Here is a 14,697-nt window from a genome sequence, read left to right on the forward strand (position 1 = left end):
CCTCGATAGTGGTATTCCGAGCGCCGCCATCGTCACCTCGCCGCGTCCATCATTTCGCGCATGCGCCTCACCGCGTTCTCGAGGCCGACGAACACGGCCTCTCCGATAAGATAGTGCCCGATATTCAACTCTGCGAGTTGCGGGATGGCCGCAATCGGCTGGACGTTTTCATATGTCAGGCCGTGGCCGGCGTGGGGCTCGATACCGTTCTTCGCCGCGAGCGCGGCCATGTCGGCAATCTTCTTGAGCTCCACCGCCACCTGGTCGCCCGTTGCGTGAGCATATTCGCCGGTGTGGAACTCGACGACGGGAGCGCCGAGCCGAAGTGCGGCGTCGAGTTGGCGTTCGTCGGGAGCGATGAACAAGCTCACCCTGATGCCTGCATCGACCAGTCGTGAAACGACCGGCTGCAGGTGATTGTGCTGCCCCGCCGCGTCGAGCCCGCCTTCAGTGGTGCGCTCCTCGCGCTTTTCGGGAACGATGCACGCCGCATGCGGCATGTGGCGCAGGGCGATCTCGACCATCTCGTCGGTGGCCGCCATCTCCAGGTTGAGCGGAAGGTCGGTCGCATCCTGGATGCGGCGAAGGTCCTCGTCACGGATGTGCCGACGGTCTTCGCGCAAGTGCGCAGTAATTCCGTCGCCGCCGACACTGGCGACAATCTCAGCCGCGCGGACCGGATCGGGATGTTCACCACCACGCGCGTTGCGGATGGTGGCCACGTGATCGATGTTGACCCCCAGTCGCAGCCGCCCGCCACTCACTACTTGCGGCTCCCCGGCTTGATCGCCGGAATGGCGGCCAGTTCAGGCGGAACTTCGTCTTCCTCGTAAGTCGGGAAGTTGATCGTCACGAGCGCATGGAACGGCACGCCAAGGTCGACTTCGCCGCCGGTGCGATCGACCAGTGCGGCGGCCGCGATCACATCTCCGCCCAGGGCCACGATCTCCTTCATCGCTTCGCGGCTGGAGAGCCCGGTGGTGATGACATCCTCGACCAGCAGGATCTTCTCGCCTTCCGCGATGTCGAAACCACGGCGCAGCTCGAACACGCCGGTCGGGCGTTCGAGGAAGATCGCATCGACGTCGAGCGCACGGCCGACTTCGTGACCGATAATGACCCCGCCCATGGCCGGAGACACGACCTTGCGAACCTGGCTGCGCAGTTCGCGCGGGAGCTTTTGCACGAGCGCGCGGGCGAGCTTTCCGCCACGCTCTGGGTTCATCAGCACGCGGGCGCATTGCAGGTAATAGCCGCTGTGCCGGCCGGAGGAGAGCAGGAAGTGACCCTCCAGCAAGGCATGGCTGGCCCGGAACTCGGCAAGAACCTCGTCTTCTGTCATTAGGGGAGCGGCCTTTCGGTGTACCAGTTGCAGTCGCCAAGGGGCGGGAGCATACCCCCCTGACGATCCTTGCGAAAAATCTCCCTAGAAGCGCTTGAGGCATGGGGCAAGCGGGCGTATAGGCCCGCCAAAACCGGCCCTGCCCGGGGTCGGGCGAGCCTTAGCGCGCGTCAATCGAGAACGGAAAGCGTCAGTAAAATGAACTTCGGCGATATCGCCCGCAAGCGGTTGCACACCCTGTTCCTGGCATCACTCATGGCCGTCGTTGCGACGCCCCAGGTGAGTCTCGCACAGGAGGCCGTGGCACCTGCGGCGACCACCGAATCGACAGCTGCTGCCCCGGTGGCCGCGGTTGCCGCCCCGATCAGCGCTGAAGCGCCTGCCGCGACGCCGGCCGATGCTGGCGCGGTAGCTGCGGACAGCTCCTACACCCCGCTCAAGGCTCCCGAATGGATCCGTGGTGCACCGACTCCCGGTGCCATCGACTTCCAGACGCAGCACACCGACGATGGTCGCTTTGCCTATGGCATGCACACTTTCGTGCTGATGCCGATCATCACCGCGATCAGCCTGTTCGTGCTCGCGCTGCTGCTGTGGGTCGTGGTCCGCTACAACCGCAAGCGCAACGCGGTGCCTTCGAAGACCAGCCACAACACGCTGATCGAAGTCATCTGGACTGTCGTTCCGGTGCTGATCCTGGTCGTGATCGCGGTCCCCTCGATCACCCTGCTTGCCCGCCAGTATGACAGCGCGCCCAAGGATGCGCTGACGATCAAGGCGACCGGCTACCAGTGGTACTGGGGCTACAGCTATCCCGATAACGGCGGGTTCGAAGTTATCTCGAACATGCTGAGCGAAGAAGACGCGATCAAGAACGGCGAGCCGCCGCACCTGGCCGCGGACAACCGCATGGTGGTGCCGGTCGGTGAAACGATTCGCATCCAGGTCGTCGGTGCCGACGTGATCCACTCGTTCGGCGTGCCGTCGCTGTGGTTCAAGATTGACGCCGTTCCCGGCCGAATCAACGAACGTACGCTCAAGATCAACGAGCCGGGCATCTACTACGGGCAGTGCATGGAACTGTGCGGCGCCCGCCATGGCTACATGCCGATCGCCATCGAGGCTCTGCCGCGGCCGCAGTTCGAAGCCTGGGTCCGCTCGCAAGGCGGCACGGTTCCCGGTGACGCACCTGCCGCAGCGCCGGCGACCGCCCCGGCTGCTGCGCCCGCTCCCGCGGCTGCGGCGCCGGCTGCCGACGCCTCGCCCGCCGCGACGGCTCCCGCCGCCTGAATTTCGCTGAACGATAGATTTTAAGGTAACGCTGACGATGGCTACCACCGCCGACCATTTCCAGGCCCATGCGGACGAGCATCACCATGATGCCGATCACAAGCCGGGCTTCTTCGCCCGCTGGTTCATGTCCACCAACCACAAGGACATTGGCACGCTCTACCTGATCTTTGCGATCTTCGCGGGGATCATCGGCGGCGCGGTGTCGGGCCTGATGCGCTGGGAGCTCGCGGAGCCGGGCGTGCAGATCATGGGTCACATCGTCGAATTCCTCAACGGCACGCCTTCGGACATCAACCACGACGGCCACATGTGGAACGTGCTGATCACCGCCCACGGCCTGATCATGGTGTTCTTCATGGTCATGCCGGCGATGATCGGCGGCTTCGGCAACTGGTTCGTGCCGCTGATGATCGGTGCGCCGGACATGGCGTTCCCGCGCATGAACAACATCTCGTTCTGGCTGACCGTGGCGGGCTTCATCTCGCTGATGCTCTCGGCGTTCTTCCCAGGTGGTACGGGCAACGGTGCGGGCACGGGCTGGACCGTCTACGCGCCGCTTTCGACATCCGGATCGGTCGGCCCCGCGGTCGACTTCGGCATCTTCGCGCTGCACCTTGCCGGCGCGGCCTCGATCATGGGTGCGATCAACTTCATCACCACGATCTTCAACATGCGCGCGCCGGGCATGACGCTGCACAAGATGCCGCTGTTTGCCTGGTCGGTGCTGGTGACCGCGTTCCTGCTGCTGCTGGCGCTGCCGGTGCTCGCCGCGGCGATCACCATGCTGATTACCGACCGTAACTTCGGCACGACCTTCTTCGATCCGGCCGGTGGTGGCGATCCGATCCTGTACCAGCACTTGTTCTGGTTCTTCGGTCACCCGGAAGTCTACATCATGATCCTGCCGGGCTTCGGCATGATCAGCCAGATCGTGGCGACCTTCAGCCGCAAGCCGGTGTTCGGCTACCTCGGCATGGCCTACGCCATGGTCGCGATCGGCGTCGTCGGCTTCGTCGTGTGGGCGCACCACATGTTCACCGTCGGCATGGACGTGAACACCAAGATGTACTTCACCGCCGCAACCATGGTGATCGCGGTGCCGACCGGCATCAAGATCTTTAGCTGGGTCGCGACGATGTGGGGCGGCAGCGTTGAGTTCAAGAGCCCGATGGTTTGGGCGATGGGCTTCATCTTCCTGTTCACCGTCGGCGGCGTGACCGGCGTCGTGCTCGCCAACGGCGGCCTCGATGACAACCTGCACGACACCTACTACGTCGTGGCGCACTTCCACTACGTGCTGTCGATGGGTGCGGTGTTCTCGCTCTTCGCCGGGTTCTACTACTGGTTCCCGAAGATGAGCGGGAAGATGCACAGCGAGTTCCTCGCCCACCTGCACTTCTGGATCTTCTTCATCGGCGTGAACATCATCTTCTTCCCGCAGCACTTCCTGGGTCTGCAGGGGATGGCTCGCCGCTATCCGGACTACACTCCGGCCTACGAGTACTGGAACCACATCTCCTCGATCGGCTACGTGATCATGGCTGGTTCGATGGTGATCTTCTTCGCCAACCTGGTTTACGCGTTCGTCGCGGGCAAGAAGGCGCCGGCGAACTATTGGGGCGAAGGCGCGACCACGCTCGAATGGTCGCTGTCGAGCCCGCCGCCGTACCACCAGTTCGAAACGCTGCCGGTGATCGAGGACCACCACTCGCATCACGACGCGATCGGCTCCAAGCCGGACACGGCTTCGGCTCACTGACGCGGTGGCCCAATCGGGCCGCACGGAATAAGGAGGGGGGCGTGCCGGTGACGGTGCGCCCCCTTTTCAGGTAGAAACATGACTGCAACCGCCCAGACCCAGGCACTCCCGGCCGAATGGCGCGACTTCTTCGCGCTGACCAAGCCGCGCGTGATGAGCCTCGTGGTGTTCACCGGGCTCTGCGGGCTGCTCGCCGCGCCCGGCCACATCCATCCCGTGATCGCCTTCACCGCCGTGCTGTGCATCGCCGTTGGCGCGGGCGGCGCGGCGGCGCTCAACATGTGGTGGGAAGCGGACATCGACGCCAAGATGAAGCGCACCGCCCAGCGCCCGCTGCCGCAAGGCCGCATGCGGCCGAACGACGCGCGCGACTTCGGTATCGCGATTTCGGTCGCCTCGGTGCTGGTGATGGGCCTGGCGGTGAACTGGCTGTCGGGGCTGATCCTGGCCGCTTCGATCCTCTACTACGCCGTGATCTACACCATCTGGCTCAAGCCGCGGACGCCGCAGAACATCGTCATCGGCGGTGGGGCAGGGGCCTTTCCGCCGCTGATCGGCTGGGTCGCGGTGACGGGCCACATCACGCTGATGCCGGTGCTGCTGTTCGTGATCATCTTCATGTGGACCCCGCCGCACTTCTGGGCCCTCGCCCTGTTCGTGAAGTCGGACTACGCCAAGGCTGGCATTCCAATGCTACCGGTGGTGGCAGGCGAAGGCGCCACGCGGCGGCAAATCTTGATCTATTCGGTCATCCTCCTGGTCGTGAGCCTAGCGCCCTGGTGGATTGGCGGCACTGGCGTGATCTATGGCGCGGCTGCCCTTGTGCTTTCCGGCCTGTTCGTAATTCTGGCGCTTCCAGTCGCCTTCCGGCGCAGCGTTGAGAACGACAAGATGAAGCCGGAAAAGCGCCTGTTCGGGTTTTCGGTGCTTTATCTTTTCGCCCTGTTCGCCGCGCTGGTTGCGGACCGGCTGATACTGGGGCAGGGGATCGTGTCATGACTCCGGAAGAAGAAGCGCAGTTCAAGAAGGCCCGCCGCGGCCGCAACATCGCCTTGGCGCTGGTGCTGCTGGCGTTCGTGGCGCTGTTCTATGCCATCACGATCGTGAGGGTCGGAGGCGGCGGATGACCACGGCCTCGATCGAACGGAAGAATCGCCGCGTCGGTCTGATTGCCCTGATCGTGGCGCTTGCCATGCTTGGCCTCGGCTATGCCGCGGTCCCGCTCTACGACCTGTTCTGCCGCGTCACCGGGTTTGGCGGTACAACGCAGCGCGCGACGATGGCCCAGGCCGTCGAGGCGCAGAAGCAGGCCAAGAGCGCTGGCGTGCGGACGATCTCCATTCGGTTCGACGCCAACACCGCGGTCGATATGCCCTGGACTTTTCGCCCCCGCCACGTGACCGACACGGTTCAGTTCGGCGAACGCGACATGGCGATCTTCGAGGCGAAGAATCTCAGCGCGGTCCCGATCACCGGCACGGCCAGCTTCAACGTCGAGCCGGAGCAGGCGGGCAAGTACTTCAACAAGATCCAGTGCTTCTGCTTCACCGAGCAGACGCTCAAGCCCGGCGAGGAAGTCGCGATGCCGGTGCTGTTCTACGTCGATCCCAAGGCGCTCGACGATCCCAATATGAAGCACGTGGAGCAGATAACACTCAGCTACACGTTCCATCGCACCAGATAGCGAGAGCAACCCTCTAGACCGGCCCGCGCCACCGCATTAAGGGCCACCGCATTCAAGGATCAGGAAAGTTCACATGGCCGGCGCCAAGAACCACGATTATCACATTCTGCCACCCGACATCTGGCCAATTGCCGGTGCCGCTTCGGCAGTCACGTTCACCACCGGCATGGTGCTGTTCATGCATGACCTGCCCGGCCATTGGCTGGTCCTGGGTCTCGGCATCGCCGGCCTGATCGCGACCTTCTTCAGCTGGTTCTCGAACATCGTGAAGGAAGCCCAGGCGGGCGACCACACGCCGGTCGTCCAGCTTCACCTGCGCTATGGCATGATCCTGTTCATCGCTTCGGAAGTGATGTTCTTCGTCGGCTGGTTCTGGGCCTGGTTCAACTTCGCGCTGTTCCCGAGCGAGATCGCCGAAGTAATCGGCGGGCAGTTCCCGCCCAAGGCGATCGAAGCGGTCATGGACCCCTTCGCGCTGCCGCTGCTCAACACGCTGATCCTGCTGTGTTCGGGTACGACGGTGACCTGGGCTCACCACTCCCTCATCCACGGTGACCGTGACGGCCTCAAGAAGGGCCTGTGGCTGACGATCCTGCTGGGCCTGCTGTTCACCAGCATCCAGGCTTACGAGTACATCCACGCCCCGTTCCCGTTCGGCGAGAACACCTACGGTTCGGCGTTCTACATGGCGACCGGGTTCCACGGTTTCCACGTGATTGTCGGCACGATCATGCTGATCGTCTGCCTGCGTCGCGCCTACCTCGGCCACTTCACCCCGAAGCAGCACTTTGGCTTCGAAGCCGCCGCCTGGTACTGGCATTTCGTCGACGTGGTGTGGCTGTTCCTGTTCGTCGTCGTCTACGTCTGGGGCGGCTGGGGCGCGCAGTACCACTGAGGTCACGTGACCCGCGAAACTGAGATATCGAAGGGGCAGCCCGGCTTGGCCGTGGCTGCCCTTTCATTTTGAACGCCATGACCCGCAAACTACCGATCCTGCCGACGATCATCGTCGCCGCCGCCATCGCGGCCATGCTCGCGCTTGGCGTCTGGCAACTGCGCCGTTCCGAATGGAAGAACGGCCTGATCGTTCAGTACAGCCAGGCCCAGGCGATGTCCTCCGCGGTCCCTTGGCCGCGGACCGAAGCCGAGCTCGAACGCTCGCTGTTCCGCTGGAGCCAGTTCGACTGTCAGAAGGTGCTCAGCCTACGGACCACGGCTGCCACCGCAGTCGATGGTTCGAAGGGTGTCGCCCAGATCGCCCGTTGCGAGATCGACGGGGGAGGGGAGGCGGAAGTCTCTCTCGGTTGGTCGCTGCCGACACAGCCGTTCAGCTGGGCAGGTGGTGAGGTCAGCGGAGTGATTGCACCCCACGGCATTCTCCACGTTGCCAAGCCTGTTGCGGGTCTCAAGCCGCTGGCCGCGCCGGATCCCAAGGACCTTCCCAACAACCATCTGATGTACGCGGGCCAGTGGTTCTTTTTCGCGCTGACGGCCTTGATCATCTACGTATTGGCGCTGCGGCGACGGCAGTCATAGTCCGCCTTTACGCGGCCCAAGCCAAACGGGCTGGTATTAGTTTCGCCTGATCCTAAGTCCCTTCAGGTCGCAACAAGGAGCACACGGTGATCGTCCTCAAGGAAGGCGAAGCCCTCGGGTGGATTCTCAAGGCGGGTTGGAAAGGCCTCTGCCCGCGCTGCGGTAAGGGCCACATGTTCAAGTCCTGGCTCAAGCTTGCCGACAAGTGTGAGGTCTGTGGGCTCGACTATCGCTTTGCCTCTCCCGATGACGGCCCGGCGTTCTTCTCGCTTTGCATCGTTGCCTTGCCGCTGATCTTCATCGTGGTCTGGCTCGAGGTCGCCTTCACTCCGCCAATCTGGGTCCACCTGCTGACCTCGGTGCCGCTGATGGTCGCCGGATGTGTCCTGCCCCTTCGTCCGATCAAGGGTTGGCTCGTCGCGTCGCAATATGTGAACAAGAGCCGCGAAGCGGGCACCGACGCGCTGTGGGCCCAGCTCCACGGCGACGAGCCGAAGCCCGACTAACCCAAGCCTACTTGTACATGCCCAGCCGGATGTTGATGCCGTGCTCGAGCCAGGCCTTGAGCGCGCAGAGCATCTGCGACCAACCTTGGCAGTTGCCGTAGGACGCGCCCAGCGCGCCTTGGTTGAAGCGCCAGCCTTCCTCGGCGATCTCGACCAGCGTGCGGCCGTCGGCGAGCGGCTTGAAGTTCATCGTGACCGTTGTCTCATAGTCGGCTTCGGTCATCTCGCCGCCTTCGACATTGGGTGCTTCGCCTTCGTTCGCCTGCCAGCGCAGCACGATCCGTTCGTTCGGCACCACTTCGATCACGTGGACCGGGAAGGCGCCGGGGAAGTCGTGAAAGTCCCAGGTCACCGTCGCACCGGTCTCCAGCCGGCCCTTGGCGCCGCCGGTGGTGAAGTATTCCGACAACTGCTTGGGGTCTGCGACCGCTTCGAAGACCTCATCCAGTGGCTTGGATATACGGGCCGCGACCCTGAATTTGAGTTCCATGATCGGGTTCCTTGCTTGAGTCGCTGCAAATTATGTTATAGAAACATAACATGTCAACCGATGACGATCTCGATGCTGTCTTCAAGGCCCTGGCCAATCCGGTCCGCCGAGGGATCTGCGACCAGCTCAAGCTGCGCCCGCTGACCACCAAACAACTGTGCGCCTGCTTTCCCGAACTCGATCGCTGCACCGTGATGCTGCATCTCGGCGCTCTTGAGCGCGCGGGTCTGGTGGTGCCGGTGAGGAAGGGGCGGGAGCGGTTCAACTATCTCGATGCGATGCCGATCCAGGCGATCCACGAACGCTGGATCGGGCCGCTGGCGGCGCAGGCCGCGGGGCAGCTTCACCGGCTCAAGCAAGAGCTGGAGCAGGAAACTCTTTCCACGCCAGCGACCCGCCGCTAACCGCTGCGCACGATGGAATACGTCTCTACTCGCGGCAAAGCGCCTGCGCTCGATTTCGAAGGTGTCACCCTGGCCGGACTGGCGTCCGACGGCGGCCTCTATGTGCCTCGCGAATGGCCGCGCTTTACGACCGAGCAGATCGCCGAGATGGCCGGGCTGCCATATGCGGAACTGGCCGTGCGGGTCATGCTGCCGTTCGTCGGCACGAGCCTGACCGAAGAGCGCCTGCGCGAGCTGTGCGCCGAGGCTTACGGCCGCTTCGCTCACGCCGCCGTGACGCCGCTCAAGCAGCTTGATGAGCAACAGTGGCTGCTCGAACTGTTCCACGGCCCGACCCTCGCGTTCAAGGACGTGGCGCTGCAGCTGCTCGGCCGCCTGTTCGAGGAATTCCTCTCCCGCAGTGACGACCGCCTGACCATCGTCGGCGCCACTAGCGGCGACACCGGTTCGGCCGCGATCGACGCGGTTGCCGGGCGCGATCGGATCGACATCTTCATGCTCCACCCGAAGGGCCGGGTGAGCGACGTCCAGCGCCGGCAGATGACCACGGTCAAGGCGCCCAATGTCCACAACATCGCCATCGAAGGCAGCTTCGATGATGCCCAGGCGATGGTGAAGCGCATGTTCGGCGACACCGCCATGACCGAGCGTTTCCACATCAGCGCAGTCAACTCGATCAACTGGGCGCGGTTGATGGCGCAGGTGGTCTACTACTTCGCCGCCGCGCTCCAGCTCGGCGCACCCGGACGCAAGGTCGCCTTCAGCGTGCCGACCGGCAACTTCGGCGACGTCTTCGCCGGCTATGTCGCGGCGCAGATGGGGCTGCCGATCGAGCGGTTGATCGTGGCCACCAACGTCAACGACATCCTCCACCGCGCATTGTCGGCGGGCGACTATTCGGCCGGAACGGTGACCCCGACAGCGGCGCCGTCGATGGACATCCAGGTCAGCTCCAACTTCGAGCGGCTGCTGTTCGATTGCGGCGGGCGTGACGGTCTCGCCTTGGCCGAGCAGATGCACGGCTTCGAAGCGACCAAGGCGATGCGCCTGACCAACGCCCAGCGCGAAGGCGCCGCGGCGTTGATCACCAGCACCCGTGCTGACGCCACGGAGATGACGCAGGCGATGGCCTGGGCCGCGCGCGAGTGTGGCGAGGTAATCGACCCGCACACCGCCATCGGCCTCCATGCCGCTCGCACCGCGGGTCTGCCGCGCGAGATCCCGGTCGTCACCCTGGCGACCGCGCACCCGGCCAAGTTCCCCGACGCCGTCGAACGCGCCACCGGCCAGCGTCCGCCGCTCCCCACCCGGGTCGGCGACCTGTTCGACCGCGAAGAGCGCTACACCGAGCTTCCGGGCACCTACGAAGCCGTTGCCGCCTACGTCGCGGAGCACGCGACCCCGTCGGCCTGATGGCAGAGCTTGTCCAACAGCCGCTGGTGATCGAAGGCAGCGGTTGGGCCGACTACGGCCTCGTCGACAGCGGCTACGGGCGCAAGTTCGAACGCTATGGTCCTCATCGCTTCATCCGGCCCGATCCGCAGGCGCTGTGGTCAGCTCGGCTCGACGACTGGGACGCTGACGGTGAGTTCGTGCCCGGCTCTGACGAGGACGGAGGCGGTCGCTGGGGGTTCGCGCGTACGGTTCCGCAGGAGGGCTGGCCGCTGACGTGGAACGAGGTCCGCTTCACCGCCCATTGCACCCCCTTCCGGCATCTCGGCTTCTTCCCCGACATGGCGCCGGTGTGGGACTGGATGCGCGGCAAACTGGGGGGCAAGGCCGATGCGCAAACGCTCAACCTGTTCGGCTACACCGGTGTCGGCACTCTGGCGCTGAGCGAGTGCGGGCCGGTCACCCATGTTGACGCGAGCAAGAAGTCCGTCGCCCAGGCGCGCGAAAACGCGGCGCTTTCCGGCATGGCCGAGCGCCCGGTCCGCTGGCTCATCGATGACGCGGCCAAGTTCACCGCTCGCGAAGTGCGCCGCGGCAAGCGTTACGACGGGATCATCCTCGACCCGCCGAAGTTCGGGCGTGGCCCCGAGGGTGAGGTCTGGCGGATCGAGGAAGGCCTGCCGCCGCTGATCGCCGATTGCCGCCGCCTGCTCGACGAGGATAGCCGCTTCCTGTTCCTCACCGTCTATGCCGTACGCATGAGCAGCCTCGCGCTGGCCGGACTACTGGCCGAGCATTTCGCCGATCTTCCGGGCCAGATCGAACACGGCGATCTTGCTGTGCGAGAAGACGGGGAGGATGGCCGCCTGCTGCCGACCGCGATCTTCGCCCGCTGGAGCAACGGCTAGAAGCCTCGCTGCGGCTCTCATATAGTTAATTTTCCGCTGCACTTACGGGTCGGCGTTAAGCATGCTCCGAAGCCCTGCCCGGTAAGGCGCTGGAACCCATTCGTCTCCAGAATAACGCCATGTCGCGCGAAGATTTACGGAGACGAGAAATGCCTGGTCAGGCCCTACCCCAGCAGCAAGGCTTCGAGCTGAGACGTCGCCCACAACAGCGGCGTCGCTTTTACCCCGAGTATTGGCTGACGGCGTTGATCCTCGTCACCAGCCTCAGCATAGCCCTGTCGACGCTCGTCGCCTAATCATCCCCGAGCACGTTTGGGGATGGCGGAGGGGTGAGCGTTCGACCTGCTCACCCCTCCGTCACTTACTTCAGTGGCCGCCACCCTCGGCGGCAAGCTCGTCGGCTGAAGCCGCTTCCAACCGCCCGGCGCGCGAGGCGGTGATGTAGTTGCGGACCTGCACGTTCCCTTCATGGCAGGCGTATTCGAAGAACGCGTAGGAATCGTCGCGCGTCCAGTCGAAGCGGACGGTCCACGGCGCGGTGAACACCTGCGCGTCGGAGTAGGTCATCTCGTAAGTGATCGTGTTCTCGCCGGTCATGGTCAGGCGCTCGACCACTTTGGCCTGATCGCTGGTCGGGATCGTGTTCCACGGCGGCACCCCGCGGGTTGCCATGTTCAGCGGCGAGCCGTTACGGGCAAACATATCGCGCGTGGCGCTGTCACCGGACTTGAGGTTGGTGGTCTCGATGACCAGCGTGTTGCCTTCCCAGTGGCCAACGCTGTTGCCCAGGTAAGCCTCGACGTTTTCGGGCCAGTGATCGGCGCTGCGCATCGGAATGATGCGGGTTCCGAGCATCTCCAGCGCGATCGTAACGTAGCCCGGCGCCTGGTAGATGCGGATGCCGTTGTTGTAGCGGAACGGCAGCATCGAGGCGGGGAAGCCACGGCTGATGCAGCGATCCCACGAATCGAAGTCCGTGACCCAGTCGAAGCTGGTGTTGGGTGTCCAGCTTGAGCGACCCGCGCGATGCAGCGCTTCGGCTTGGGGGGTCATGGCCGGAAGCTTGCCGTCGACCGGATCGATCACCATCGAAGTGCGGCGGGCGCCGGCGAGGTATTCGATCCAGTGCCCGGTACCGATGGTCTCTTCTTTCTCTTCCTTGGCGTAGCGGGTTTCGAGCTCGGTCGCGCGAGCCTGCTCGGCGGCGAGTTCCTCGTCGGTCTTGAAGAAGCGGTTGCCGTACTGATCCGGGCGGTTGACTGGCAGCTCGGCCACGTCGTTGATCGGCCAGGTGCCGCGGAAGTCGGGGTCGCCCCACGAGGTCTTCTTTGGCTGGAAGTCGGTCGATACCGGCGGCATCACGGTCAGGTCCGCGCCAGCTTGCTGGGCGAACGTCGTGGCCGGCACGACGAGGCTGGCGGCAAGCGCAGCAGCAGCGCCGGCAAGGCGGAAGTTGAGAGCGAGCTTGTTCATGGCGATCCCCTGGTGTTCTCAAAGGCGCTCCGGCGCGGGGCCGGGCGAAAGACGCGGGGCTATAACCGCCGTGCCCAAGGGTGATAAGTCGCGAATTGTCGCACGGGCGCAAGCTCGACTGGGACCGATGGACTTTCGCCATCCTTGGTGCCATCGGCGGCGCCAAGCCAAGGAAGACTCTCCCCGAATGCAAGACAGCCTGATCCTCGAGATCGCCGACTTCGAGCACATGGTCCACACCGGGATCTACTCCGAAGAGACCGGCAAGCCGCAACCGCTGCGCCTTGCCGTGCAAGTGCGCATGAAGCCGATCGCGCACTACGATCCCGACACCTCGCTCGACGCGAGCAAGAACTACATGGACCTGAAGTTCGCTTGTTCCGAAGCGCTCGACGGCGGGACACACTTCAAGCTGATCGAAGCGGTCGCCGACCATGTGTGCGAGACGCTGTTCCTGCAGGACAAGCGGGTCGAGGCGGTGACGGTGAAGATCGTCAAGCTGGCGCTGAGCGAGGCTGACGAGAAGATCGGCATCACGCTGCATCGCGAGCGGCGTTGATGACCACACGGTTCGTTAGCGCGGCCGATCTTCCAGAAGATCCGCTCAACGCTGCAGCGGACTTCCACACGAGAATCCTGCCCGAGCTCCGCGAAAACTGGGACCGGATCGAGGAGATCATTGTGTCTTTCGATGCTGCCGGTCACGAGCACCACGCATGGCGGTTGGCGGCTATTCAGCAATTGGCGCGGGAAGCAGCGCCCTGCCGGGTCAATGGTGTCGTTGTGTCACCTGACCACCTGGCTGCCGCAGCCGAGGCGATCAACTATCTCAGCACGGCTCCCGGTATCACAGGCCAAATCCTCACCGTGGATGGCAAATCCGGCGAAAACGACTAGATACGATCTAGATGAGTTGCTCTGCCCCTCTCGTTGACGCGTTCAATCGGCGCATCACCTATCTCCGCCTGTCGGTGACCGACCGGTGCGATTTGCGCTGCACCTATTGCATGCCGGAGCAGATGCAGTTCCTGCCGCGCAAGGAAGTGCTCAGCCTCGAAGAGCTGCACAAGCTCGCGCTGGCCTTCATTGACCGCGGTATCTCCAAGATCCGCCTGACCGGGGGCGAGCCGCTCGTCCGGCGCGACATGATCGAGCTGGTCCAGGCGCTTGGCCGCAAGCTCGGCGATGGACTGGAGGAGCTGACGCTCACCACCAACGGTACGCAGCTTGCTCAGCATGCCGATGACCTGGTGGCTGCCGGCATCCGTCGGATCAACGTCTCGCTCGACACGATGGACAATGGCCTGTTCCAGACACTGAGCCGCCGCGACCGGCTCGGCCAGGTGCTGCAGGGCATTGCCGCGGCCAAGGAGGCGGGGCTCAAGGTCAAGATTAACACCGTCGCGCTCAAGAACCTCAACGAGGCGGAGATTCCGTTCCTCGTCGAATGGGCCCACGCGCACGGGCATGACATGACCCTGATCGAGGTCATGCCTCTCGGCGAGGTCGAGGGCGAGCGTGTCGATCACTACCTGCCGTTGACCGTGGTTCAGGACGCGCTCGAAGCGCGCTGGACGCTGGTGCCGAGCGAATACCGTTCGGGCGGTCCGGCGCGTTATTTCGACGTGCCGGAGACGGGCGGCCGCCTCGGCCTGATCACGCCGCTGACCAACAACTTCTGCGCCGGCTGCAACCGCATCCGCGTGACGGCGACCGGGCAGCTCTACGCTTGCCTCGGCGGGGCGGAGCAGGTCGATTTGCGCGCCGCGCTGCGTTCCGAGGCGCCGGATGAGAACCTGGCCGCTGCGCTCGACGAGGCCATGCGGATCAAGCCCGAACGCCACCACTTCCGCATCGAACGCGGCCAGGAACCGGCACAGCCGCGTCATATGTCGCTCACCGGCGGCTGA

The 14,697-nt window shown here is 64.2% G+C and carries 18 protein-coding genes; 14 read left to right on the top strand and 4 right to left on the bottom strand.

Annotated features, from left to right (window positions below; all coding sequences use genetic code 11):
- Positions 1 to 32: 32 nt before the first annotated feature.
- Positions 33 to 764 carry a pyridoxine 5'-phosphate synthase gene (locus ASD76_RS01525; protein WP_055917490.1) on the bottom strand — a complete coding sequence of 244 codons (732 nt, stop codon included), beginning with the start codon at positions 762 to 764 and terminating at the stop codon, positions 33 to 35.
- Positions 764 to 1,342, bottom strand: a complete 579-nt coding sequence (gene pyrE, locus ASD76_RS01530; RefSeq protein WP_055917493.1) for an orotate phosphoribosyltransferase — start codon at positions 1,340 to 1,342, stop codon at positions 764 to 766. Before pyrE ends, ASD76_RS01525 begins: the two co-directional genes overlap by 1 nt.
- Positions 1,343 to 1,540: 198 nt before the next feature.
- Here pyrE and coxB point away from each other — a divergent pair, with 198 nt between their 5' ends.
- From coxB to ASD76_RS01565, 8 genes are all read left to right on the top strand, one after another.
- Positions 1,541 to 2,632 carry a cytochrome c oxidase subunit II gene (gene coxB / locus ASD76_RS01535; RefSeq protein ID WP_055917496.1) on the top strand — a complete coding sequence of 364 codons (1,092 nt, stop codon included), beginning with the start codon at positions 1,541 to 1,543 and terminating at the stop codon, positions 2,630 to 2,632.
- 37 nt (positions 2,633 to 2,669) lie between these two features.
- Positions 2,670 to 4,394, top strand: coding sequence for a cytochrome c oxidase subunit I (gene ctaD, locus ASD76_RS01540; RefSeq protein WP_055917499.1), 1,725 nt, complete (start codon positions 2,670 to 2,672; stop codon positions 4,392 to 4,394).
- A gap of 78 nt (positions 4,395 to 4,472) precedes the next feature.
- The gene (locus ASD76_RS01545) at positions 4,473 to 5,393 is read left to right on the top strand and encodes a heme o synthase (RefSeq protein ID WP_055917503.1); all 921 of its coding nucleotides are present in this window, start codon (positions 4,473 to 4,475) and stop codon (positions 5,391 to 5,393) included.
- Complete coding sequence (locus tag ASD76_RS18715) at positions 5,390 to 5,521, top strand: hypothetical protein (RefSeq protein WP_268760296.1); 132 nt, start codon at positions 5,390 to 5,392, stop codon at positions 5,519 to 5,521. The genes ASD76_RS01545 and ASD76_RS18715 overlap by 4 nt, the downstream gene beginning before the upstream one ends.
- Positions 5,518 to 6,078 (top strand): cytochrome c oxidase assembly protein, encoded by a 561-nt coding sequence (locus ASD76_RS01550; RefSeq protein ID WP_055917506.1) that lies wholly within the window; start codon positions 5,518 to 5,520, stop codon positions 6,076 to 6,078. Before ASD76_RS18715 ends, ASD76_RS01550 begins: the two co-directional genes overlap by 4 nt.
- Before the next feature lie 73 nt (positions 6,079 to 6,151).
- Positions 6,152 to 6,973 (top strand): cytochrome c oxidase subunit 3, encoded by an 822-nt coding sequence (locus ASD76_RS01555; RefSeq protein WP_055917509.1) that lies wholly within the window; start codon positions 6,152 to 6,154, stop codon positions 6,971 to 6,973.
- Between the two features lie 77 nt (positions 6,974 to 7,050).
- A complete protein-coding gene (locus ASD76_RS01560; protein ID WP_055917513.1) occupies positions 7,051 to 7,614 on the top strand; it encodes an SURF1 family cytochrome oxidase biogenesis protein in 564 nt (187 codons plus the stop codon).
- A gap of 86 nt (positions 7,615 to 7,700) precedes the next feature.
- The gene (locus tag ASD76_RS01565; protein ID WP_235506452.1) at positions 7,701 to 8,120 is read left to right on the top strand and encodes a DUF983 domain-containing protein; all 420 of its coding nucleotides are present in this window, start codon (positions 7,701 to 7,703) and stop codon (positions 8,118 to 8,120) included.
- Between the two features lie 7 nt (positions 8,121 to 8,127).
- Here ASD76_RS01565 and ASD76_RS01570 read toward each other — a convergent pair whose 3' ends face one another.
- Entirely contained in the window at positions 8,128 to 8,610 is a 483-nt protein-coding gene (locus ASD76_RS01570; protein WP_055917516.1) for an SRPBCC family protein, read from the bottom strand.
- 50 nt (positions 8,611 to 8,660) lie between these two features.
- On the opposite strand from ASD76_RS01570, the gene ASD76_RS01575 reads away from it, so the two are divergent.
- The 3 genes from ASD76_RS01575 to ASD76_RS01585 are packed head-to-tail and all read left to right on the top strand — an operon-like array spanning position 8,661 to position 11,314.
- A complete protein-coding gene (locus ASD76_RS01575; protein WP_055917519.1) occupies positions 8,661 to 9,014 on the top strand; it encodes an ArsR/SmtB family transcription factor in 354 nt (117 codons plus the stop codon).
- Between the two features lie 12 nt (positions 9,015 to 9,026).
- The gene (thrC, locus tag ASD76_RS01580; RefSeq protein ID WP_055917521.1) at positions 9,027 to 10,427 is read left to right on the top strand and encodes a threonine synthase; all 1,401 of its coding nucleotides are present in this window, start codon (positions 9,027 to 9,029) and stop codon (positions 10,425 to 10,427) included.
- On the top strand, positions 10,427 to 11,314 hold the full coding sequence (locus ASD76_RS01585) for a class I SAM-dependent methyltransferase (RefSeq protein ID WP_055917524.1): 888 nt from the start codon (positions 10,427 to 10,429) through the stop codon (positions 11,312 to 11,314). The genes thrC and ASD76_RS01585 overlap by 1 nt, the downstream gene beginning before the upstream one ends.
- A 366-nt stretch (positions 11,315 to 11,680) precedes the next feature.
- On the opposite strand, the gene ASD76_RS01590 is transcribed toward ASD76_RS01585, so the two are convergent.
- A complete protein-coding gene (locus ASD76_RS01590; protein ID WP_055917527.1) occupies positions 11,681 to 12,787 on the bottom strand; it encodes a hypothetical protein in 1,107 nt (368 codons plus the stop codon).
- Positions 12,788 to 12,974: 187 nt separating this feature from the next.
- On the opposite strand from ASD76_RS01590, the gene ASD76_RS01595 reads away from it, so the two are divergent.
- Genes ASD76_RS01595 through moaA form a run of 3 tightly spaced genes read left to right on the top strand, consistent with a single transcriptional unit; the run spans position 12,975 to position 14,697 of the window.
- On the top strand, positions 12,975 to 13,346 hold the full coding sequence (locus ASD76_RS01595) for a dihydroneopterin aldolase (protein ID WP_055917530.1): 372 nt from the start codon (positions 12,975 to 12,977) through the stop codon (positions 13,344 to 13,346).
- The gene (locus tag ASD76_RS01600) at positions 13,346 to 13,684 is read left to right on the top strand and encodes a Rossmann fold domain-containing protein (RefSeq protein ID WP_055917533.1); all 339 of its coding nucleotides are present in this window, start codon (positions 13,346 to 13,348) and stop codon (positions 13,682 to 13,684) included. The genes ASD76_RS01595 and ASD76_RS01600 overlap by 1 nt, the downstream gene beginning before the upstream one ends.
- Positions 13,685 to 13,695: 11 nt before the next feature.
- Positions 13,696 to 14,697 (top strand): GTP 3',8-cyclase MoaA, encoded by a 1,002-nt coding sequence (moaA, locus tag ASD76_RS01605; protein ID WP_055917536.1) that lies wholly within the window; start codon positions 13,696 to 13,698, stop codon positions 14,695 to 14,697.

The sequence above is a fragment of the Altererythrobacter sp. Root672 genome, from assembly GCF_001427865.1.
Lineage (GTDB): Bacteria > Pseudomonadota > Alphaproteobacteria > Sphingomonadales > Sphingomonadaceae > Croceibacterium_A.